This window comes from Clostridium sp. YIM B02569, assembly GCF_022320765.1.
GTDB classification, from domain to species: Bacteria; Bacillota; Clostridia; order Clostridiales; family Clostridiaceae; genus Clostridium; species Clostridium beijerinckii.
Window position 1 is genome coordinate 25,437 of sequence record NZ_JAKJJX010000024.1, and the last position, 20,917, is coordinate 46,353.

Annotated in this window: 27 protein-coding genes and 1 pseudogene; all 28 read left to right on the forward strand. The window is 27.7% G+C overall.

All coding sequences use genetic code 11. The features are described 5' to 3' along the window. The first annotated feature begins 1,023 nt into the window (after nt 1-1,023). The 28 genes and pseudogenes from L3B96_RS19850 to L3B96_RS19985 all read left to right on the forward strand — a co-directional run bounded on the left by L3B96_RS19850 (nt 1,024) and on the right by L3B96_RS19985 (nt 20,750). A complete protein-coding gene (locus tag L3B96_RS19850; RefSeq protein WP_238948369.1) occupies nt 1,024-1,281 on the forward strand; it encodes a hypothetical protein in 258 nt (85 codons plus the stop codon). 16 nt (nt 1,282-1,297) lie between these two features. Further along, nucleotides 1,298-1,558: a hypothetical protein gene (locus tag L3B96_RS19855; protein ID WP_041895590.1), complete on the forward strand. Its 261-nt coding sequence runs from the start codon at nt 1,298-1,300 to the stop codon at nt 1,556-1,558. A 200-nt stretch (nt 1,559-1,758) separates the two neighbouring features. Then, nucleotides 1,759-2,616: a hypothetical protein gene (locus L3B96_RS19860; protein ID WP_238948370.1), complete on the forward strand. Its 858-nt coding sequence runs from the start codon at nt 1,759-1,761 to the stop codon at nt 2,614-2,616. Nucleotides 2,617-2,780: 164 nt separating this feature from the next. After that, complete coding sequence (locus L3B96_RS19865; protein ID WP_041895594.1) at nt 2,781-3,596, forward strand: hypothetical protein; 816 nt, start codon at nt 2,781-2,783, stop codon at nt 3,594-3,596. 79 nt (nt 3,597-3,675) lie between these two features. Further along, nucleotides 3,676-4,428 carry a DUF2971 domain-containing protein gene (locus tag L3B96_RS19870; RefSeq protein WP_238948371.1) on the forward strand — a complete coding sequence of 251 codons (753 nt, stop codon included), beginning with the start codon at nt 3,676-3,678 and terminating at the stop codon, nt 4,426-4,428. A gap of 836 nt (nt 4,429-5,264) precedes the next feature. Next, nucleotides 5,265-5,528 carry a hypothetical protein gene (locus L3B96_RS19875; RefSeq protein WP_041895599.1) on the forward strand — a complete coding sequence of 88 codons (264 nt, stop codon included), beginning with the start codon at nt 5,265-5,267 and terminating at the stop codon, nt 5,526-5,528. 233 nt (nt 5,529-5,761) lie between these two features. Continuing rightward, a pseudogene (locus tag L3B96_RS19880) lies at nt 5,762-5,851 on the forward strand (GGGtGRT protein); the annotation flags it as partial. A gap of 359 nt (nt 5,852-6,210) precedes the next feature. Then, nucleotides 6,211-6,366, forward strand: coding sequence for a hypothetical protein (locus L3B96_RS19885; protein ID WP_238948372.1), 156 nt, complete (start codon nt 6,211-6,213; stop codon nt 6,364-6,366). Between the two features lie 17 nt (nt 6,367-6,383). Continuing rightward, on the forward strand, nt 6,384-6,626 hold the full coding sequence (locus L3B96_RS19890) for an SMI1/KNR4 family protein (protein ID WP_238948373.1): 243 nt from the start codon (nt 6,384-6,386) through the stop codon (nt 6,624-6,626). Nucleotides 6,627-6,651: 25 nt separating this feature from the next. After that, entirely contained in the window at nt 6,652-7,041 is a 390-nt protein-coding gene (locus L3B96_RS19895; RefSeq protein WP_238948374.1) for a hypothetical protein, read from the forward strand. A 46-nt stretch (nt 7,042-7,087) separates the two neighbouring features. Continuing rightward, nucleotides 7,088-8,206, forward strand: coding sequence for a hypothetical protein (locus tag L3B96_RS19900; RefSeq protein ID WP_238948375.1), 1,119 nt, complete (start codon nt 7,088-7,090; stop codon nt 8,204-8,206). Between the two features lie 105 nt (nt 8,207-8,311). Next, nucleotides 8,312-8,668, forward strand: coding sequence for a hypothetical protein (locus L3B96_RS19905; protein WP_238948376.1), 357 nt, complete (start codon nt 8,312-8,314; stop codon nt 8,666-8,668). Nucleotides 8,669-8,728: 60 nt separating this feature from the next. After that, nucleotides 8,729-9,469, forward strand: coding sequence for a hypothetical protein (locus tag L3B96_RS19910; protein ID WP_238948377.1), 741 nt, complete (start codon nt 8,729-8,731; stop codon nt 9,467-9,469). A gap of 781 nt (nt 9,470-10,250) precedes the next feature. Next, on the forward strand, nt 10,251-10,661 hold the full coding sequence (locus L3B96_RS19915) for a hypothetical protein (protein ID WP_238948378.1): 411 nt from the start codon (nt 10,251-10,253) through the stop codon (nt 10,659-10,661). 315 nt (nt 10,662-10,976) lie between these two features. Further along, the gene (locus L3B96_RS19920) at nt 10,977-11,309 is read left to right on the forward strand and encodes a TfoX/Sxy family protein (RefSeq protein WP_238948379.1); all 333 of its coding nucleotides are present in this window, start codon (nt 10,977-10,979) and stop codon (nt 11,307-11,309) included. Between the two features lie 14 nt (nt 11,310-11,323). Next, a complete protein-coding gene (locus L3B96_RS19925) occupies nt 11,324-11,740 on the forward strand; it encodes a hypothetical protein (protein ID WP_238948380.1) in 417 nt (138 codons plus the stop codon). Further along, on the forward strand, nt 11,740-12,093 hold the full coding sequence (locus tag L3B96_RS19930) for a nuclear transport factor 2 family protein (protein WP_238948381.1): 354 nt from the start codon (nt 11,740-11,742) through the stop codon (nt 12,091-12,093). Before L3B96_RS19925 ends, L3B96_RS19930 begins: the two co-directional genes overlap by 1 nt. A 220-nt stretch (nt 12,094-12,313) precedes the next feature. After that, nucleotides 12,314-12,838 (forward strand): PadR family transcriptional regulator, encoded by a 525-nt coding sequence (locus L3B96_RS19935; RefSeq protein ID WP_238948382.1) that lies wholly within the window; start codon nt 12,314-12,316, stop codon nt 12,836-12,838. Nucleotides 12,839-12,868: 30 nt separating this feature from the next. Beyond that, the gene (locus L3B96_RS27495) at nt 12,869-14,197 is read left to right on the forward strand and encodes a nucleotide disphospho-sugar-binding domain-containing protein (RefSeq protein WP_238948383.1); all 1,329 of its coding nucleotides are present in this window, start codon (nt 12,869-12,871) and stop codon (nt 14,195-14,197) included. 24 nt (nt 14,198-14,221) lie between these two features. Further along, entirely contained in the window at nt 14,222-14,542 is a 321-nt protein-coding gene (locus L3B96_RS19945) for a carboxymuconolactone decarboxylase family protein (protein ID WP_238948384.1), read from the forward strand. 808 nt (nt 14,543-15,350) lie between these two features. Then, on the forward strand, nt 15,351-15,554 hold the full coding sequence (locus L3B96_RS19950; RefSeq protein WP_238948385.1) for a hypothetical protein: 204 nt from the start codon (nt 15,351-15,353) through the stop codon (nt 15,552-15,554). A 256-nt stretch (nt 15,555-15,810) separates the two neighbouring features. Beyond that, nucleotides 15,811-16,020 (forward strand): spore coat protein, encoded by a 210-nt coding sequence (locus L3B96_RS19955; RefSeq protein WP_238948386.1) that lies wholly within the window; start codon nt 15,811-15,813, stop codon nt 16,018-16,020. 55 nt (nt 16,021-16,075) lie between these two features. Further along, entirely contained in the window at nt 16,076-16,438 is a 363-nt protein-coding gene (locus L3B96_RS19960; protein WP_023976371.1) for a spore coat protein, read from the forward strand. 19 nt (nt 16,439-16,457) lie between these two features. Next, a complete protein-coding gene (locus tag L3B96_RS19965; protein ID WP_238948387.1) occupies nt 16,458-17,594 on the forward strand; it encodes a zinc-dependent alcohol dehydrogenase in 1,137 nt (378 codons plus the stop codon). Between the two features lie 30 nt (nt 17,595-17,624). Then, nucleotides 17,625-17,843, forward strand: a complete 219-nt coding sequence (locus L3B96_RS19970; RefSeq protein ID WP_023976369.1) for a spore coat protein — start codon at nt 17,625-17,627, stop codon at nt 17,841-17,843. 29 nt (nt 17,844-17,872) lie between these two features. Beyond that, the gene (locus L3B96_RS19975) at nt 17,873-18,178 is read left to right on the forward strand and encodes a spore coat protein (RefSeq protein ID WP_017208801.1); all 306 of its coding nucleotides are present in this window, start codon (nt 17,873-17,875) and stop codon (nt 18,176-18,178) included. A 269-nt stretch (nt 18,179-18,447) separates the two neighbouring features. Beyond that, a complete protein-coding gene (locus L3B96_RS19980; protein ID WP_238948388.1) occupies nt 18,448-19,245 on the forward strand; it encodes a TIGR00266 family protein in 798 nt (265 codons plus the stop codon). A 260-nt stretch (nt 19,246-19,505) separates the two neighbouring features. After that, complete coding sequence (locus L3B96_RS19985; protein WP_171788589.1) at nt 19,506-20,750, forward strand: Nramp family divalent metal transporter; 1,245 nt, start codon at nt 19,506-19,508, stop codon at nt 20,748-20,750. Nucleotides 20,751-20,917 lie beyond the last annotated feature (167 nt).

Consider the following 20,917-nt stretch of genomic DNA (forward strand, 5'->3'; position numbering starts at 1 on the left):
CAAATAATGATAATTTTTTACGATAACATTACAAGATAAAAATATAAATTAAATAGATTTATATAATTTATTTAAAGGGAAAAGGATAACTTGTTTTACTAGCCAAGTTATCCTTTAAACGATTATTATATTTTTTTAATAAGTAGAAGGACAAATATTTAATAAGAAATTATCTTACATTATTATTATAGCAAATAGTCATTACAAAATTATGTTAAATATGTTAATTAAATATAAATAATTTCTTAAATAAATTTAAGGTTTGGTAAACAATTGAAGAAAAAAACAACCTGCTTAGGGGAGCAGGTTGAACTTATAAAGCTAAAATACATTTACCGATACGGGGGCAAAATAATAATGCTTTAACTATTTTACAATTACTATTATAAAATATAAATATTAAATAATTCTTCACTACTTATTAAATTAATGTGAATAAATTAATAATACATCACAAAAAAAGATGACTTACTTTAGGGGGATAAGTCATCTTTTATAGGAGTCTTATAATATGTTCTAGTCACTTTACAATAATATTATAGGATAAAATTGTAAAATATGTCAATATATAAATTATATAATGAAAAATAAAAAGGATAATCTGCTAGAGTGCAACAAATTATCCTGAATACTGTGTTATATATATTTAATAGGGGTAAATATATATGAAAAAAAGTTTTATCAACCTTATGTTTTTATTATAAGTGGTATTTGTGACAGTATTATGTCAAGTTAATAAACTTAATATAAATATTTTATAAAGGAAAATTAAGATTTTGCTGAAGAATAATAAAATTATTTGGCCTTTTTTATGTTGAATTTTATACTTAGTTATATTTTGTTTATATATTTATCAATATCAAAAGCTAGCAAAACAAAGGAATGCGACTTTGGTGTACATGAAAATTAATAATTAATGCAAACAAATTATAAATAAGTAGTTGACTTTTATGTTTGTTTGGTGTAAAAAATTTTATGTGCTATTATATCTTTGTAATATAAATGCGAGGAGCGATACATAAGATGGAAATGAGTTATGATGAAACACAAAAGAAGTTAGAAGAAGTGTATAAGGTTGCATATGCATATGAAAAAGTTATTGAAGCGGCAAAAGGTATAAATGAAAGCAGATATAATAGGGAGCCTATACCATATTTACATATTCCTATTGCAGATTTAAGAAAACTAGTGAGTGAACTTAATGCTAAAATAGAGGATTTAAAATCAAAAGCAGTGGTTACTTATAAAGAAGATACTAGCTATATAGATATATTGTTATAATCAAAAGAGGATAGCAATGATATCAAGTAATTCAAATGTGGTTTTAATGGATAAAAATAGACTTGAAGAAGATTTAGCTTATTTATTAAGTGCAGAAGAAAAGATAGAATTAACACTAAGAAGATTAAAGTATCAAGATAATCTTAAGTTCGGTGATGTAGAAATGAGTTTAGAATTGATTCATGCTATTATAGTATATACAAAAGCACTAAGAGTAAGAAGAGATGATAAGCGAAAAGATTCTATAGCAACTATAAAATTAAAAATTAATAAGTAAAGATATCAAAGACTGCCTAAATGGTAGTCTTTTTGTTTCCAACGTTACAAGAACGAAAATTTTCACTGTCTTTAACAAAGGTACAAAATTGTACCTTCATAAAATTATTTGAATATTTCCATGTAATAAAGAGGAATTAAATACTTTTTGTAGAAATAAACAATAATGTAAATAGTATTTCAATAAAAGGTGTTATGGATATGAAAATTGGTAAAGCAATATTTAAAAAAGGTAATATATTTAAAGAGATACAAGCAGTGAATCTTAATAGAGATAAATATTATGAAGATTATAGAGGTTATTTATTTTGTACGGAAAATGAATGTAAAGCGAAATTGAGTTTTGTAGAAAGAAAGGGCAATATCAAGTTCTTTAGAACATTTCCTAGCACCCCACATAAAAATGGCTGTTTGAATGAGGTTATCTATGAAGATGGGATAGAAGAAGTTCAATTAAGGCGTTTGGTAAATAAAATAAATTTATCTAATAAACATATAATAAATAAATTAGAAAGCGCATTTGATAAATTTAGGAATAATGATGTTGAAGTCGGAGGATTAAACTCTGAAGAAAGTGGTAAAACACATACTAAAGGCAATGGTTCTAGAATTAAGGGAAATGAAGCAGAATTGTTTGACGAAGGAATGGAAAGTAAAGATGGTAAGGAGCTATATATTATAACAAGGATTTATAATGAGATAGGAAAAGAAGATGATACAAAAGTTAGATGTATTATTGGATATGTGCATAATATACAATTAATGGACAGGCATGGATATATTAATTTAACTCCTAGAAAAGTAGATAGTGTTAAAGTTCATTTTGCTGAATATTTTGCGGTTAATAATGAGACTGAATTTAATAATATGCAAATTATTGAATCGTACATTAAACATATGAAATTAAATAGTAAACAAATAATTTGTTGCTGTATAGGCAGAGTAAAATACGTTAAATCGGGTATAAATATAATTCTTGATAGATATCAAGGTTTCACATTAAATGGAATGAAATTTTATGAAATTGTTGGATATATGAATAATTTGAAAAGTAAATAATTAAAGATTAAAAGGATTAGTTAATTCGACCACTGCTTTTTTTATCTATAATATTACTTACAATTTTATACTATAATTAAAAATATTCTAATTAGATGTTTTGTAATTTATAAGAGGAATATATCGACTTTTGTATAATTATATTATATGAAAGGGGAATTAATATGCAATTTATTTCGGAAAATATAGCGTGGATAATACTAGTGACAATATTAATACTAGCAATATTAGAAGTTTTATATGAAAAATATTTAAAAAAGAAGAGCATTTTTAATCTTTACAAAAAAATATACATTCGAGAAATAGATAAAAAAGGTAATGAAACATTGATTAATGTTTCAGATATTTATCAAATTGAAGATAAAGTATCCGAGTACATAGATAGTGAATATAAGAGTGTAAAAGAAATTAATTTAAAGAAGGCAAAGCTAAAGCGTAAGTTAAATAGTGTAATTCTAGTTGACGGCATTACTATTTTAAGCATATGCATATCAGTTATAATGACGTTATATACCACGGTATTAACTAATGTTAACACAGTGACATGGAATGTTATAAATTTAGAATATAAAAATATAGATACTCTTAATAAGCAATTGGATTCAAAAGATTTGTCAGAAGATAAAAAAAGCGAAATATCAAAGAATATAAGTACTAGCTATGATAATATCAAGAATGCTATTAAAAGTACAACGGATTTCCTTAGTACTCCGTATATATTATTACTGATGTTATTATTATTATTAATATTCTTCTTTTTTAGTAATATAGTTAAAGAAAGAATTGAATATGAGAAAGCTTTCTACAGCTTGATTATAGAACTGTTAGAAGGCGAAAAAGACAAAATTAAGGAGAAAGAATTAAAGAGTAGTATAAAAAGTAAAGTAGAAGATATAAGAAGAGAGGTATTAGCCGCAAGCTCTGAAATAACTACTTCTAGAAAATTGCTAGAATTACGTACTACTAATCGCAACTTATAATATGAATATTATAATAGTAGAAGAACTCTAGAAATAGGGTTCTTATCATTATACACCTAAGAAAAGTGCTAAAAGCATATTGAGCAATAATTGTTTTTGGGTTACTAGAAGTGATTATTTAGATGATAAGAAAGAAATAAAATATATATATGAAGTATTAGCTGGCGTTATAGAGTATCTAAAAGGAAATAGAGATTTATATAATAATGATATAGAAGGGCAATATGATATATTTGAGGCTATAATAAAAACTTTAGAGGCTTTAAAAGAAATATATAAGGTTAGTACCCCTATAATGGATTCGCATATATACTTATTATCATTAACGGAAAATAAGTATAACAGATACTTACTTGAAAATTATGCAGGAGATCATGGAGTTGTTCTTGAGTTTTTTAATGAAACTAGAACAAAGCATATAGGCGATAATAAAACTATATTTAAAAATGATATATTGGATAAATATAAAATTCCACTATTTTGTGGAAAAGTAATATATGATGCTAATGAACAATTGACTATATTAATAGAAGAAATTAATGAATTCTATACCGAAATAATTACCAATTGTATAGCTATTGATGAACGTATTAATTTAAATGAAGAAATAGTGGAAACAATAAAGACAGTAATATATTGCAAAATAATACACTATGCTCTTTTCTTTAAACATCAGAAATTCGCAAAAGAAGAAGAGTGTAGAATCGCATTTATTGTGGAAGATAATTGTTCAAATCAAATTATTAAACATAGACGAAAAGGAAATGAAACAATACCATACATAGAAGCTGAATTTAAAAAGGAAAGTTTAAGTAAGGTAAGCTATAGGTAGAAATTAAGATAAAAATATATAAGTAAAGGTATTCGTGCACAAGGTGAATCTTTTTTCATTTAATAAATCAAGACTTTAACCAAGCCAAAATTGGATTCAGTAAATATCCAAGGTTCGTACGAATATCATACGAAGCAAACAAACGATGAATTTCGTCAGCACAAATTACTCAAAGCAAAATTGTTCTTGGCTCAAAATTGGGCAGACCAAAAAATTGTGGTGAGTAAATTAACCAGCTAAAAAATGAGTCCGTTAACTGGCTGAAAAATCAGCTATGAAAAATATTCACATCTCAGTCCCAAATTGATTTAATTAGAGTTAAATATGTATTATTACAGAAACTTATTTGTTTTTTCTTCCCCATGCACAACATTATAAGCAGTACCAATAGATACTCATAGGTAATCAGCAATTTTTCTATAACTATCGCCACGGTTATAGTAAAACTTAATGGAATTTTCAAGAGCATCAATACTTGGCTTTTTGCAGCTACGGGATCCAGTCTTATTTCTTTGATGTTTTAATAATATAGATTCAGGTGTTTCATATAACCCAAGAACCATTTCTACAAGGTCATATTTCGTGATCTAATGGCATCCACCACAAACATCAATACTTTTGTTTTTAATACAATTATCACATACCATAATATTCCCTCCGCTATGTTCATTTTAATACAATGAACGATTATATTTAATTATCGGAAGGTGATTTTAGAATATAATAATATTTTATAAAATTATAAAAATAATAGAAGAAATATATAATATAGAGATTTATAATAAAATAAGAAACATAAGATACTTATTAAATATTTATAGAAGGGAGGAACAGAAATGCCTAGGACCACAAGAGAATTTACACATTTGTCAAAGGAAATTATAAATGAACCTTGCAATAATATTTGGAAAATTAAAATGAGCCCAGAAGCATCAAAGAATAAAAATATAAATTACTTTATTGAAAAGATAAGTGATGAAGGATTAACAAGTCTAGCACCTTTTATTGATAAAGATTATAAACTGGTAGCACTACATGTAAATATTCAAAAAGCTATTTATATTTATACACTTAAAGAATGGAAATTTTACGATATGTAGTATTAGAAACCATATAAGGTAGATTATGAGAAAACATTAATCTGCCTTTATTTTTTTTATTTATAATAATAGAAATTTTGATTAGCAATAAAATTATCTTATTTACTTCAAAATGTTGACATTAATATCACAAAAGTATAATATTGTATTCAATATGATGAGTGTTGTGAATAGGCACCTAAAAAGTTTAATCGCTGTAATATAGCCTTTGTAAGGTGTTTAGCTGGGGCTTCGTTGAAATGATGGGATTAATCAGAGCAGGTAACAACCCAATGGTTGGTATGACTGTAGCTGTTGCTGTTCAAGAAGCTTTAGCTAAATAATTGATTTTACTGTCACAGCAAAAAAAGTCGTGTCAAAACTTCTAAAGTCGTGTCACGAAAAATAAAGTTGTGTTAAAAGTTGTGAAAATAATAAAGGACAACCCTTTGTTATTTCACAACTTTTTTATTTTCCATTCGTATATTTAAATATTTTATAAAGAAAATCATTAAAAAGGTTATGCATTAAGACAAGAGTAATTCTTATTTTTGCATAACCGTCTATTTTTGTGATAGATAAAGAATAAGTAAAGTAATAGTAGGATGTTGTAGACTAAACTGTTAAAATATATATATAATGGGAAAAATGAGTTGCTATTGTATTTAGAGAATAAGAACATTTGTATGAGAGGTAAACGCCGATGAATGAGGGATACAAAATTTATTTAGATAATTTTGATAGAAATGAAAAAATTGATATAACCAGAATTATAGAAGTTGAAAAAGAACTAAAGATTAAGTTTCCGACTGATTATGTGGAGTTTATACAAGAGTTTATGGTGGAGAAGGTTTTGTAGGAAAAGAGTATTTAATTATGTATAAAATAAATGAAATCATTGAAGTTAATGATGATTGTGAAGTATCAGAATATGTACCAGGAATTATACTTTTTGGAGGTAATGGTGGTGGAGAGTATTTTGCTTTTGATTATCGTGGGAGCGAAATTAAATACATCATAATCCCGTCTATGCTTGATTATGATGATATTATAATTCAATCTACTACATTAAAAGAATTCTTTAAACGTTTATATAATGGGATGATATTTGAAAATTGACTGTAAATAAAGGAGATAAGTGGAAATGGAAAGAATATTGAATTACAATTATATTCAAGAAAAAGTTAAGGCCTTTTCTTGGCAAGATATTAAATACATATGTGAAATACATTATTATCAAGATTTTAATGAATATTATGAAGAAGTTTTTCTATTAGATATTGTCTTTATTATTCTTACAATAGATAACAAGCAATATTCAGTTAAAATTAGATTTTATGAAGTTGAGAATATGAATTTATACATTGGAAGTAAATTTATTCAAATAGTGTGTTTTGACATAGTTGATATTAAAGATGATGGATGGAGTTCATTAAATTATTTAGTACATGATTTGGAACAAGATGGTGATATAAAGTTTTATTGTAACAAGATAGAGATGATTTCAGTTGCTGAAAGTAATTATAAATTATAGATTTATGAGAAGGAATATTTAAATTAATAAGAGAGGACTAAATATAATGATTACAAATATAATTAAAACAGATTATGGGTTAGAAGGGAAAATGGAATTTACACTATTTAATAAGACTATTAATGTATTAATGTCAGAAGATATAGATTTAGAATATGCAAATTTCTGCGTTGAAAACTTAGAAAAATTGGATGAAGCAGTTGTAAATAAATTATGTCAATATTCTATAAACTATTGTAATGATTTTTGTAATGAGGTCGGGGAAGAAACTTATGAGTTTAATGTATTAAGGGATGTATTAAATTATATAAAGCCAACATGCTTAATAATCAGTAATCCAAAAGATAAGAATAAAGTAGCCTATCATTTAGAATTAGATTGTGACTGGGAAGTGGAGCATGGATTAGAGTGGACAATCTGTGATGGAAAAATACTTTATGTTGGTTCCTTTGAAAATGAAAACGGATGGAAAGAAATTTCATATTATAAAGAACTGAATTGGAATTATGCATTCAATGAAACATACTGTACACTAAAGAATTTGCCAACTATAGATATAATTAAAAAAAGCCTTATTTCCATGGCTGCTCTTGATATTATTTTTAGTGAAGAGGAATGGTTAAGAGTATATACATGGTATCCAAATTGGGATGAAAGAAGTTCTTTAGCAGGAATTGATAATGGCAGTGGAGATACAATGCATATAGTATTTTCAAATAATGGATGTATTATTAAAGGGTTTGATCATGAATCTGAGTTATCACCTCATGCTCAGGAAGAATTTGAAGTCTGGAAAGGAATTTATGATGATGTTCCAGAGGCGTTATTAGACTTACTTGATGATGAAGCAATTGAAAAAGATGATGTGACATTCTGCATTTGGCAGGATAAGAATCATAAGGAGTGGCAAAAAGGAAAAGTAGAAATTCCGGAAGGTTGTAATGATGGTTCTAATTATATGCTTAGTAGAATATTTTCAGCGGAAGGTTATATAGATTGGGCAAAAGATTATTGGGAATTAGGAGAGAGATTAACTTTTGAAGATGTTAGAAAGGTATTTAACCATCAACCAATTACCGAAGAAATGGTAAAAAAAATAAATACAGATAGAAATATAAAAAAGGTAATGGAAGAACTTATAAAAATAAATTATCCAGTAGAATAGAAGTTTTAATTAAGTTTATAAGAATTATACAGAGATAAAAATATAGAAAGTAATATAAATTTTGAAAATTCACCAGAAATACATATTAGACCTATTATAAGTGGAATGTCTAAAGAGATATTTGATGACATTAAGGATGATATATTAATCATTGAGATTTTATTTTATACTGAGGAAATATATGATTTTTGTAAAAAGAGATATAAAGAATGGTTCTTATCAGTTGCAAACAATATTATAATCATATTAAAAAAGTACTTTTTTAAATTTGGAATTTACTTGACTGATGAAGCAAGCGATATGAAGCCACTTAATGGATTTGTATTTGATGATTGGAGTGAAATTTTAATGTTTGATTTTGCAGTAATACCTGATAAATATGTAAATAGATATAGTGATTTACCCTCGAATTATTGTACATCTAAAATTGAAGGAGGCCTTTGTATTTATCGTAATTTTTAATAATAAATTATTACCATTATTGAAGTAAGAAGTGGTGGAGTGATAGGAGATTTAAATTTAATGAGAAGAATAAGAGATGTATTTTATATAAATGCAAATTTTAATGAAAATTATTTTATATATTACGGAATGGAATTTAAAGAATTTATCAAACATAATCCAATGATTATAGAAAATATTTTGGTGACTGAAGGAAATTATATTGCTAATAATTTTAATAGAAGTTGGTTCTTGGAGACTGCCAATGGAAAAAATGATATTTTAGAGTTATCAAAGGAAGATATTTATGGTTTAGGTAACTTCCATTGGATAGACTATAATAATGAAGTTGATTTAAATAACTGCACTCCAGAAGAAAAGGCAGAAGTATTATATTTATCGCATTTTGGTAAACCTTTGAATTCACCATTTTTTAGTGGAATAAATAATACTTTTGTTTATCTTGCTCATGATGATGGGTGGTTTTGTAAATTGTATTGCAAAGATATGTGGGTATTTAAAGATATCATTACAAATAAAATTATAGAGAGTTTTTCCACAAATAAAAGAAGGAAAATATATCCTATGCCTGAAGATATAAAAAAAGAGATACTTGAATTAACTAAAAAAGGACTTTTAATAGACTTTTCTAATATATACAGGGAGAATAAATGTATTAGTTTAAATTATTATACTATTGGTCATTATGAAGATATGGACGAAATGTATAACAATCTTGAACGAAACAAGAATAGAGCAGATATTAAAGGAACAATTGAGCATAAAAATAGAGTATGGAAAATACATAATTGGGATAAGTAACTTAAAAGTTTAATTCATATTATTGTTAAATTTTAGCTGGTTTAGGTAATAAATTATACTATGTCACAGCAAAAAAAGTCGTGTCACGAAAAATAAAGTTGTGTTAAGTATGTAGAAAGACTATGCAAAGAAAATAGGAGCGATCCTGTTGGACATGCATAGTCTTTTTTGCGTGTTTTGGAAAATAAAATAGAAGAAAAGCCAGAAATAATGAGGGATTGAGCAAGGTGAAAGAGAGCCTGAATTTTAAGCAGCATTCACATCGGCAGCAGCCATGAGTAGAAAAATGGAGTTAATTTAGGCTCTTTGTGACACAACTTTATTTTGCTGATCGGGGGGAGTTATTTATTTTTTTATTCCGTTTTCATTCTTTTTTTATATGATTTAGGTGAAAATCCGTGACACGACTTTTTTTTACTGATACACGAGGAAAAAGTTAAAGAATAGATGAGGGGTAAAGTAGAATCTATACAGGAAAACTCAAAATATAATTAGAATAAAGTTATAGACAAAATTAATAAAAACATTAATGTTATATTGGACTAAAAAATATAGATAAAAAAGATTTAAGAACAATTGAATATCAAATAGAACAATGTGAAAATAAATTTAAGGGCTCTAGAAATAGGGTTCCTTTAATTTAATAAAATTTTATATAATGGTAGCAAGGACCAATCTAATTATTATCTAATTTGGATTTATTTGAATGAGAGGAACTTATTTGACAAATTTTCCATATGATATACAATTGTATTTGAAAGAAAATTTAGGGGGAATAGTAATGAAAAAAATATTTAGTATTTTATTATGTAGCTTATTAATATTTACTATAGTAGGATGTGGAAGCTCAGCAAAGAAATATACAGCCGAAGAATACGGAAATAAGTTAAAAGATGCTGGAGTTGCAATTGAGAATATGGAAGTTACAACTAATGATAATGATAAAAATCAGTTGTTAGGTAGACCAAATCAATATACATCCAAAGTAACTTTTACAAATGGCAGTATAGAGGTATTTGCTAATAAAGAAGACGCTACTAATAGAAAAGAATACATTGATAATATAGGCAAGAAAATGCCTTTAGTGGCTGAATATAATTACGTAAATGGTGCAGCATTATTAAGACTTGATAAAAAGTTAAATCCAGATGATGCTAAAAAATATGAGGATGCATTTATGAAAGCTAAATAATATTCTATAGGTTAGGATTAATTTTCTGGCCTTATTTTTTTGTCTAATAATACAAATATGTTTATATGTTCCTAGGTAAATTTATTCATATAAATATATTTATCTAGAAACATAGATACAAAGAAAAATATATACATATATAAATATTTATAGGAAACATGCGGGTTAGAGGTGAAATCTCAAAAAGATTTTTAAATAATAACTATCTTTTGAATTACTATTTATGCTAAAGTTATACATAAAAGGTATATTTATAAATGGCTTAGATATAAGCAATAGAGATGTTATAAAGTGAGCTTAGCGGGAGGAAAGAAAATGGCTTCGAATATAGAATTTGTAGAATATGTATGCGAACAGATAAGTGGTGCAGGAAGAATAACGTATAGAAAAATGTTTGGGGATTACGGAATTTACTGTAATCAAAAAATAATAGGACTAATATGTGACAATCAATTCTTTTTAAAGATAACAAAAGGAGGCAGAGATTTATTACGTGAAGTTACAGAGGCCCCTGCTTATGAGGGAGCAAAACCTTCTTTTTTAATTGAATATTTAGATGATAGAGACTATTTAACTGAAGTTGTATCAGCAACCTATGAAGAATTGCCAATGCAAAAAGTTAAAAAGAAAATAAAAGGGAAAAAATAATAGGGGTGAGGAGTTTGAAAAAGGCGAGAGTAGCAGAAATAACAGCAGAATTTAATTCTAATATAAAATCTGTTTGGGATATAGTAACAAATAATAATGATTATAGTTGGCGTAGTGATATTAAAAAAATTGAAATTTATAATAATGGTAAAGAATTTATTGAATACACTCATAACGGGAGTGCTACAAAGTTTATTATATCTAAGAAGGATGAATATAGTGAGTATGCTTTTAATATGGAAAATAAAATGTTTACTGGGTTTTGGAAAGGTAGTTTTTCAGAAACAGAAAATGGTGGAACTAAAATAGTATTTAAAGAAAGTGTCTTTATTAAAAATCCTTTTATTAGGATTCTTTCATATTTTTTTATGAACTTAAGGAAAATACAAAATACTTATATTTCAGATTTAAGAAAGAAGCTGGGTGAGTAATGAATATTAGAGAACAAATAATTAAGAAATATTTTAAATCGTGGTTAGAGAATAATTGTTCAGTATTAAAAGATATTTTTGATTTAAATGTAACTTATAGCGAATGTTATGGTCCTGAATATCATGGAATAGATACAGTTACAACATGGTTTAAAGAATGGAATAAACGTGGAAAAGTATTGGTTTGGGATATAAAGCAGTTTATTCATCAGGGAAATATAACAGTAGTTGAGTGGTATTTTAAATGTAGATATGATGGAGTATCGCTTATTGAATTCAACGGTGATAATTATATCGTAAGCTTAAAAGAATTCCAATCTAAAATTCCACATTATTATCCTTATAGTAATTAAATTATAGTTTATATTGATAAGTTACATATAAGGAGAAGCTATTAAAAGTTCTGAAGGGCAGCTTAAAAATAGAGTTGTATGCAACTATAGAGTAGATAAATGAATATATTAATTTAAATAAAGATTAATTACTAGAATTATTTAAATTATTTTTTATAAGTTGTTGACACATTCTTCCTAAAATGCTATTCTAACTATAGAATAGGTGGGTGGAATGAATATGACACAAATTGAGGTGATACTTTTATCACTTTTATATGATAAAGATTATTATGGATACGAATTTGAAACTGTAATAGAACAAAGAAATATGAGAGGGTGGACGGATATTGGATTTTCATCAATCTATAATTCTTTGAATAAACTTGAAAAGAAAGGCTATATTGGTTCCAGATATGAAAAAGAATATGGTTCGCCTAAGAGAAAAGTATATTTCATAAAAGAAGAAACCAAAGTAATTATTAGGAATCAGATTATAAAAATGATAAGCGAATATAAGAATGACCCTAGTGAATTTGATATAGGTTTATTATTTTCTTATTTAGTGACCAAGGAAGAATTTAAAAAAGCTTTAATTAACCATAAAGAAAATTTGAAAGATAGAAAAGAATTCTTAAATAAAAGATATGATCAGCATCCTACGGCAAAGGAGAGGCCACATATAAAAGCATTGTTTGAAAGACCAATAGCATTTATAGATACTGAGATTTCTTGGATTGAAAACTTTATTGATGAAAATTTTTAGGTAAAGCTGATTATAGTGGGGGTGGTTTATGTGGAAAATAAAAAAGTTTTACAAATTGTTTTTTCAAGCGTAATTTCAGATGCTGGGGAAGTAACACGTGCAATAGAAATAGCAGATGGAATTAGACGTTTCTGTCCAGAAGATTATGAAGTAGATATAACTTTTTTATCAACAGGAAGCGTTTTTGAGGATAAAGTAATTTCAAATGGATTTAAGATTTACAAATGTTCACCATCGCTTCCGGGAATGGGATTTCGTGAAGACTTTAAAACTAAAGGTAGTAATATAATAGGAGAAGTAAAGCTTGCAGGTGAATTGTTAAAAGGGGAGATAGATGCTTTTAATGATTTAAAACCAGATGTAGTTATATATGGATTCAATCCTATAGCAGGCCTTGCTAGAAGAATGACTGAAAAGCCAATACCAGGAATTTGTTATATGCCGATACCTATGCAAAAAGACGTATATCTTACTACGTTAATGAAAGATTCTCCAGATAATATTAAACCTCTGACATACCTTCCTTTAAGTTTACGGAAAAACATTATGAAATTAATCCCTACAGTAATAAAGTTGAAAGTACCAGCTTTTGTTCAAACTAATATTATTGAAGCACTTAAGGAATTTCAATGGAATGGAACTCAAGTTAAAACCGTGTTCGATATGCTTGAAGCAGATTTGACAATAATAAATGATCTTGAAGAATTTAATAAGGAACATAAACTCCCTGATAACTTTAAGGTTGTAGGACCATTATATGCATCAGCACCAAGTAATTCAAAAATAGATGAAAATATTTTAAGAATTTTTAATTCAGAAGGTAAAAGACTTAAAGTTTTTTGTACGCTTGGAAGTTCTGGAAAAAAGGAATATTTATTTGAAGCAATAAAAGCTCTCACTCAAGGCATAGGAAAGGAATGGAGTGCTGTGATTTTGGCGCCTAAAGCTGTATGCCCAATTAAGGAAGCAATCGAATGGTCGGGAAATAGCCATAATGTTTATATTACAGATGAATTTGTGCCAGCAACTTTAGTAAATGGACTTGCAGATGTGGTAGTATCTCATGGTGGGCAAGGAACAGTACAAACTGCTATTGCAAGTGGTACTCCTATTGTTGGATTTGCAATGCAGCCAGAACAGCAGATAAATCTTGATAATGTAGTAATGAAAGGTGCCGGAATACGAATACCAATTAGCAGATGGAATGCACAAAACATACAATTGGCTATAAGAAATATAATTAAAGACACTTCCTATAAAGAAAATATAAATACATTAAAAAAATTGTTGGAATCCTCAGATGGTAAGAAAAATTCAGCACTTGCTATATGGGATTATATAATTAATGAGTTAAATTAACAAAAATGATTGGAGGATAAGAGAATGAGTGATATGTCATCAGTTAGTAATGCGTTTAATACTTTTATGAAAGAGGCACCAGAGTATCAGGAGATATGGATGGAGACAGTTCAAAAATTAGATTCAGTAAGTAAACTTGATTCGAAAACAGAGGAACTTGCATATATTGCAGTTTTAGCTTCTTCAAGACTTGAAGGTGGTCTGCCTTTTCATGTTAAACATGCAAAATCTCTTGGAGCAACAAGGGAAGAAATAATAAGTGCTGTTCTAATAGGATTGCCAGCTGTAGGTAATATAGTAATTCAATCATTACCAATAGCAATTAATGCGTATGATGGTGAATAAATAGGGAGAATTTATTCTAGTTTTAAGTATTATTTTTATGAAATAAAATAATATTATATTAAAATAATAATATTTATAAAATATTACAGACAAATAGATAATTTTTTAACGAATATTTTATGTAAATTTAGATTAATAATGATTTTAAACGACATAAAATTACAGATATATTGATGCATTTTGTTATAAAACATCAATATATAGATGAAAATGTAGTACGAAAATACGTGAAATTATGTTGGAATATGGTAGAATATAAGTGGGTATAAAAATAGGGTATAAAAATATAGTTTGTGAGAGATGGTAATCACCAAAAAAGGCTGAGTAGTTAATACTTAAGCCTTTTTTTGATATTGAATTATATGATTATTAAATATTTAACTTACTATATGAATATAGAGTGACTTTGATATGAAAAGTTACAAAATTTGCTATGGGCTTAAAGTGTTAAACAATTTAATTATGGCTATTAGTTTTATATGAATTAAATATATTAATAAATAATAAAAAGGATAACTTGTTTAAGGGAATCAAGTTATCCTGAATACTGATTTGTTGTATATTTATTTAATAGGAGAACAATTAATATAAATTGTTTATAATATTATAGTAAAGGATAATTGTGGCAATATTATGTCAATTAAAAAAAGATTTTTATTAAAATTATTAGAAGATTACGTGTCAGCGTACTATATTCAAATAAAATGAAAATAGTGAATAAATTGCATAATTCAACAAAATATGCTATCATATATCTATGATATGTATAGAGAATAATTACTATGTAGATGAGGAGTGTGGGTATTTTATGAATATAAACAATGAACTTAAGAAAGTTATAAATGATAAATTGAAGAGAAATTCTGAGGTTGAATTTATTGCAGGATTGAAAGATATAACTTTATCTGATATTGATTATATTGAGAAGTTATCTGCAGTTAAAAATTTAAAATCAAAATTAAATTATCAAATTGTGGATAATACATATATAAAAATTGATTGCTCGTTGTAAAAAAATATAGAGTTAAGTATTTTAATTAATTTCATATAAAGAATTATACTTATATAATAAAGGGACTTAAATAATATAAGAGAATGATTTTACCCCTATAGGATAGAAAATTGAATTTTATCCTATAGGGGTATTTAGCGTTAGTAGCTTTATCAGTTTTCTTATTGATTGTATCTATTTTGTTTAGTTAATTGCATAACTAAAAGTTGCGTGTGGAAGAATACATTTATTAGAAGGAAGTCAAGGAGGTGAATTTATGGAAAACCAACATCTAGCAGCAAATGAGACAATGCAAGTTCATGAAATGCTAAACTTCAAAACTATCTGCATGACTACATCAAAGATGATGGAAGGTGTAGTCTTTGATCAAGATCTAAAAGCATTATTAGAAAAGGATGTACAACAATCTATAACAGCAATAAGTAACTTACAAAACTTATTGAAAAAAGCTCCTAAAATAAGATGAGAATTTTATATATAAATTGTTTGTAAAAATGCTAGAAAACAAAGGAGGGAAAATTATGATTAATGATTATTTAGAAATAAGAAATGCAGAGGGTATGCCTAAACTTGTGGATGCAAATATGTCTCTAGGCTTTTTATTAAATGCAAAAAGTGGTGTGAGAAATTGTGCGATTGCATTGACTGAAGCGACAACTCCAGAAGTTAGAACTGTTCTAAAGAATCAGTTAAATGATGCAATTCTTATGCATGAACAAATATCAAATCTTATGGTAGAAAAAGGCTGGTTCCATCCAACAAACCTAGAAAAGCAATTTCAAATGGATATTGAATCATCTACGACAATATCTCAAATTGCTAGTTTAGATTTATTTCCTGGAGATACAAGTAGAAGTGGTATGTTTGCAACACTAGAAAAATAACAAAGGAGGTAATTGTTTAATGAAGGCAGTAACATTTCAAGGAATAAAGAATGTAAAAGTTAAAGAAGTTAAAGATCCTAAAATTCAAAAAGCCGATGATATTATTGTTAAGCTTACAAGTACAGCGATATGCGGTTCTGATTTGCACTTAATTCATGATATGGTTCCAAACTTACCACAAGATTATATCATAGGACATGAACCCATGGGTATTGTTGAAGAGGTAGGACCGGAGGTTACCAAATTGAAAAAAGGTGATAGAGTAATAGTGCCTTTTAACGTAAGTTGTGGAGAGTGTTTTTATTGTAAACATGATTTAACATGTATGTGTGATAATTCAAATCCTAATGGAGAAAATGGGGGATTTTTTGGATATTCAGATACATTTGGAGGATATCCAGGAGGCCAGGCAGAGTATATGAGAGTGCCTTATGCTAATTTTACTCCTTTCAAAATTCCAGAAGATTGTGAAGTAGAGGATGAAAAATTATTATTGATGTCAGATGCAATGGGAACTGCTTATTGGAGTGTAGAAAATGCTGGGGTTAAGAAAGGTAATACTGTTATTGTGCTAGGTTGTGGGCCAGTAGGACTATTAACACAAAAGTTCTGCTGGATGCACGGTGCAGAGAGGGTAATAGCAGTTGACTATATCGATTATAGGTTAGAACATGCAAGGAGACATAATAAAGTTGAAACTGTTAATCTTGAACAACATGAGAATACAGGGGAATATCTAAGAGAAATCACTCATGGCGGAGCAGATGTAGTAATAGACTGTGTTGGAATGGATGGAAAAATGACCCCAATGGAGTTTTTAGGATCGGGTTTAAAACTTCAAAGTGGATCATTAGGTGGATTTGTTATAGCTACTCAGGCAGTGAGAAAAGGTGGAATGATTCAAGTTACTGGAGTTTATGGAGGAAGATATAACGCATTTCCTTTTGGAGATATAATGAATCGTAATATTAATATAAGAACAGGTCAAGCTCCAGTTATTCCATATATGCCAACACTTTATAAGCTACTTGCTGAAGGAAAAGTAGACCCAAGTGATATTATTACTCACAGATTGCCACTTGATCAAGCGCCATATGGATATGAAGTATTTGATACAAAGACTGACGGATGTATTAAAGTTGTTTTAAAACCATAGGAAAAGTTTATTTATTAAGGAGGGTAAAAAATGAATGATCAAAGTATTGCACCAAATGAAACTATGCAGTTGCATGAAATATTAACATTCAAAAATACATGTTTAACTAAAGCTCTTACTATGTCACCATTAGTTTCTGATGAAGAATTGAAATCAATATTGAAACAAGAGGTATCTGTATCAGAAAAACATATTGAAGAGTTGAGAAGTCTTATGGAGAAATCTAATATTGCATCTTCAGAAGAATAAATACTTAATTTCAGAAAGGAGAGGGAATTATGAACGGATTAATAGAAAGTCTTACAGGAATGAGTAAAATGACTGATCAAGTTATAGCTACTGACTTTTTAATTTCGGCCAAGAGCGGAGTACAGAATTATGCTGTAGCGATAACAGAATCAACTTCATTAGAAGTTAGAGCTATATTAAAAAAGCAATTACAAGATGCAATTCAAACTCATGAAAAAATATCAAATTACATGATGGAGAAAGGTTATTACAATGCTTATGATTTAGGCGAGCAGTATAAGGTAGATATGGAAACAACAGATACAACTTTGGGCCTTACAAAGAATTTAAAGTGATTCAGAGAAAATATGTGACTCAATATAATAAAATATAATAAAATATGATAGAAAAAAAGAATGACTTATTTAGGGGAATAAGCCATTCTAAAATACTATTTATAAGTATTTTTAAATTAGGGTTAATAATAATGCTTTAACTACTTTACAAATATTATTATAATAGATTTATGTTACAGAAATGTTACAGAATGATAAATTTATTATAAATAATCAATAAAAAGTTGATTAAAAAATTAAAATTTTAGCAATAAGGGGGAGTACAACTGATGTATTCGCATGAGATTGATTATAAGATAAAAGGTGACGATATACAATATGTAGAAATTGAACTTGATCCCACAGAAACTGTAATAGCAGAGGCTGGAGCAATGATGATGATGGATCCAAACATACAAATGGAAACCATATTTGGAGATGGATCAAAACAAAGCGGCAGCAGTTTTATGAATAAAATTTTTTCGGCGGGAAAAAGAGTGCTAACTGGAGAAAGTTTGTTTATGACCGCATTTACAAATTCGGGAACATTAAAAGAAAAAGTTTATTTTGCGGCACCTTATCCAGGAAAGATAATTCCTATGGACTTAAGTTTATTAGGAGGAAAATTAATATGTCAAAAAGATGCTTTTCTCTGTGCAGCTAAAGGTGTATCTGTAGGAATAGATTTTAGAAAAAAGTTAAGTGTAGGTTTTTTTGGAGGTGAAGGATTTATACTCGAAAAATTAGAAGGGGATGGCTTAGCTTTTATACATGCGTGTGGTGCGATAGTTGAAAGAAACTTATTACCTGGAGAAACATTAAAAATAGATACGGGATGTTTAGTTGCTATGACTAAAGAGGTACATTATGATATACAATTTATAGGTGGAATTAAGAATACACTTTTTGGCGGTGAAGGAGTATTCTTTGCAACTGTAACAGGGCCAGGAAAGATATGGGTTCAAAGCTTACCATTTAGCAGACTTGCGGAACGTGTATTTGCAGCAGCTCCAACTTCTGGCGGAAAAAATAGAGAAGAAGGTAGCGTACTTGGAATGCTTGGAAATATTTTAGATGGTGATAATTAAAAGAAATATGAATTTAAACTGATTTATATATGGTGGGAGTAACATAGGTTATTTATGATTTTATAACTTATGTTATTTTTTTATTAAAAGAATTAGAAGTTTGTCACCGATTAGGGTTAAAAACTATATCTTTATATATTATAATTAAGAAGGGATAAATTGGGTAAGCAATAATAAGTTATATATTAAAGAAAATAAAAGGTGTTTACAGTTGATAATCATTATCATATAATAAGTAGAAGGAAGGAGTGGATCTATATATGAATGAGAAAAATAAAGATTTAACTAAAAATAAATTAATCGGAAAAGATCTATTAAAATATATTGGACCAGGAATTTTAGTTACAGTAGGTTTTATAGATCCAGGAAATTGGGTATCAAACATTGCAGCTGGATCTAATTATGGTTATAAACTACTTTGGATTGTTACTCTATCAACAATAATGCTTATAATATTACAACATAATGCTGCGCATCTTGGAATAGTAACAGGATTATGTATTTCGGAAGCAATTAATAAACATATAAATAAATTTTTAGGACGAGTAATTACAATAACAGCAATGTTAGCAGCAGTGAGTACTGCTATGGCAGAAGTATTAGGAGCAGCGATAGCTTTGGAGATGCTATTTAATATTCCATTAAAATTAGGTGCATTAATTTCTGCGTTAGTAATTATATTTATGCTATTTTCCAATTCATATAAGAAAATAGAAAAAGTAATAATTGGATTTGTATCAATTATAGGAATATCATTTATATTTGAAACTTTCTTAGTGAATATAAATTGGGGAGAAGCAATACGTAGTGCAGTTGTACCTAGCATTCCAGTAAATTCCCTACCAATAATAATGAGTGTATTGGGGGCTGTAGTTATGCCACACAATTTATTCTTACATTCTGAGGTAATCCAGAGTAGAAAGTGGAATTTAAAAGATAAGTCCATATTAGAGAGACAGTTAAAGTATGAATTTATGGATACAATGTTATCAATGATAATTGGATTTATAATAAATAGTGCTATGATTTTAGTAGCAATAACATTTTATAATAATAATGTTCAGGTTACTGAACTTGAACAAGCTCAAACAATGTTAAAACCATTGCTTGGAAATTCAGCTTCGATAATATTTGCTATAGCATTGCTTTTTGCTGGATTAGCATCATCAGTTACAGCTGGTATGGCTGGGGGATCAATATTCGCTGGTTTATTTGGAGAAGAATATGATATAAACAGTAAAAGCAGTAAAATAGGAGTATTAATAACTATATTGGTTGCCTTAGTTATAATATTTTTTGTTAGCAATCCATTTGAGGGATTACTTTATTCCCAAATGCTATTAAGTATACAATTACCAATAACAATTTTTACGCAAATATATTTAACATCATCAAAGAAAGTGATGGGAAAATATAAAAACACTACATTAGAAAAGATTGTTTTATGGAGTATTGCAGGAATAGTTACTATTTTAAATATTATGCTATTGATAAGTTCGTTTTAAAATAATATAGTAATTCATAATTGTAAGAGGAGCAGTTGAGCTCCTTTTTTGGCGTGCTATATTTTTCTTACATGAGTTCAAAAGGTAGATGCGTAAAAAGTCTACATATATGAAAAGAGTGCTAAGCACAACCACAATCGCCTGTAATTTATATTAGGGGTTTACAA

Bases quoted from the DNA above. Each gene is read 5' to 3' on its own strand.
- L3B96_RS19885 (WP_238948372.1), top strand. From the start codon at position 6,211: ATGAATGAGGGATACAAAATTTATTTAGATAATTTTGATAGAAATGAA.
- L3B96_RS19895 (WP_238948374.1), top strand. From the start codon at position 6,652: ATGGAAAGAATATTGAATTACAATTATATTCAAGAAAAAGTTAAGGCC.
- L3B96_RS19965 (WP_238948387.1), top strand. From the start codon at position 16,458: ATGAAGGCAGTAACATTTCAAGGAATAAAGAATGTAAAAGTTAAAGAA.
- L3B96_RS19875 (WP_041895599.1), top strand. From the start codon at position 5,265: ATGCCTAGGACCACAAGAGAATTTACACATTTGTCAAAGGAAATTATA.
- L3B96_RS19910 (WP_238948377.1), top strand. From the start codon at position 8,729: ATGAGAAGAATAAGAGATGTATTTTATATAAATGCAAATTTTAATGAA.
- L3B96_RS19975 (WP_017208801.1), top strand. From the start codon at position 17,873: ATGAACGGATTAATAGAAAGTCTTACAGGAATGAGTAAAATGACTGAT.
- L3B96_RS19960 (WP_023976371.1), top strand. From the start codon at position 16,076: ATGATTAATGATTATTTAGAAATAAGAAATGCAGAGGGTATGCCTAAA.
- L3B96_RS19980 (WP_238948388.1), top strand. From the start codon at position 18,448: ATGTATTCGCATGAGATTGATTATAAGATAAAAGGTGACGATATACAA.
- L3B96_RS19945 (WP_238948384.1), top strand. From the start codon at position 14,222: ATGAGTGATATGTCATCAGTTAGTAATGCGTTTAATACTTTTATGAAA.
- L3B96_RS19920 (WP_238948379.1), top strand. From the start codon at position 10,977: ATGGCTTCGAATATAGAATTTGTAGAATATGTATGCGAACAGATAAGT.
- L3B96_RS19855 (WP_041895590.1), top strand. From the start codon at position 1,298: ATGATATCAAGTAATTCAAATGTGGTTTTAATGGATAAAAATAGACTT.
- L3B96_RS19860 (WP_238948370.1), top strand. From the start codon at position 1,759: ATGAAAATTGGTAAAGCAATATTTAAAAAAGGTAATATATTTAAAGAG.
- L3B96_RS19930 (WP_238948381.1), top strand. From the start codon at position 11,740: ATGAATATTAGAGAACAAATAATTAAGAAATATTTTAAATCGTGGTTA.
- L3B96_RS19850 (WP_238948369.1), top strand. From the start codon at position 1,024: ATGGAAATGAGTTATGATGAAACACAAAAGAAGTTAGAAGAAGTGTAT.
- L3B96_RS19900 (WP_238948375.1), top strand. From the start codon at position 7,088: ATGATTACAAATATAATTAAAACAGATTATGGGTTAGAAGGGAAAATG.
- L3B96_RS19915 (WP_238948378.1), top strand. From the start codon at position 10,251: ATGAAAAAAATATTTAGTATTTTATTATGTAGCTTATTAATATTTACT.
- L3B96_RS19950 (WP_238948385.1), top strand. From the start codon at position 15,351: ATGAATATAAACAATGAACTTAAGAAAGTTATAAATGATAAATTGAAG.
- L3B96_RS19955 (WP_238948386.1), top strand. From the start codon at position 15,811: ATGGAAAACCAACATCTAGCAGCAAATGAGACAATGCAAGTTCATGAA.
- L3B96_RS19865 (WP_041895594.1), top strand. From the start codon at position 2,781: ATGCAATTTATTTCGGAAAATATAGCGTGGATAATACTAGTGACAATA.
- L3B96_RS19905 (WP_238948376.1), top strand. From the start codon at position 8,312: ATGTCTAAAGAGATATTTGATGACATTAAGGATGATATATTAATCATT.
- L3B96_RS19985 (WP_171788589.1), top strand. From the start codon at position 19,506: ATGAATGAGAAAAATAAAGATTTAACTAAAAATAAATTAATCGGAAAA.
- L3B96_RS19890 (WP_238948373.1), top strand. From the start codon at position 6,384: ATGTATAAAATAAATGAAATCATTGAAGTTAATGATGATTGTGAAGTA.
- L3B96_RS19935 (WP_238948382.1), top strand. From the start codon at position 12,314: ATGACACAAATTGAGGTGATACTTTTATCACTTTTATATGATAAAGAT.
- L3B96_RS19970 (WP_023976369.1), top strand. From the start codon at position 17,625: ATGAATGATCAAAGTATTGCACCAAATGAAACTATGCAGTTGCATGAA.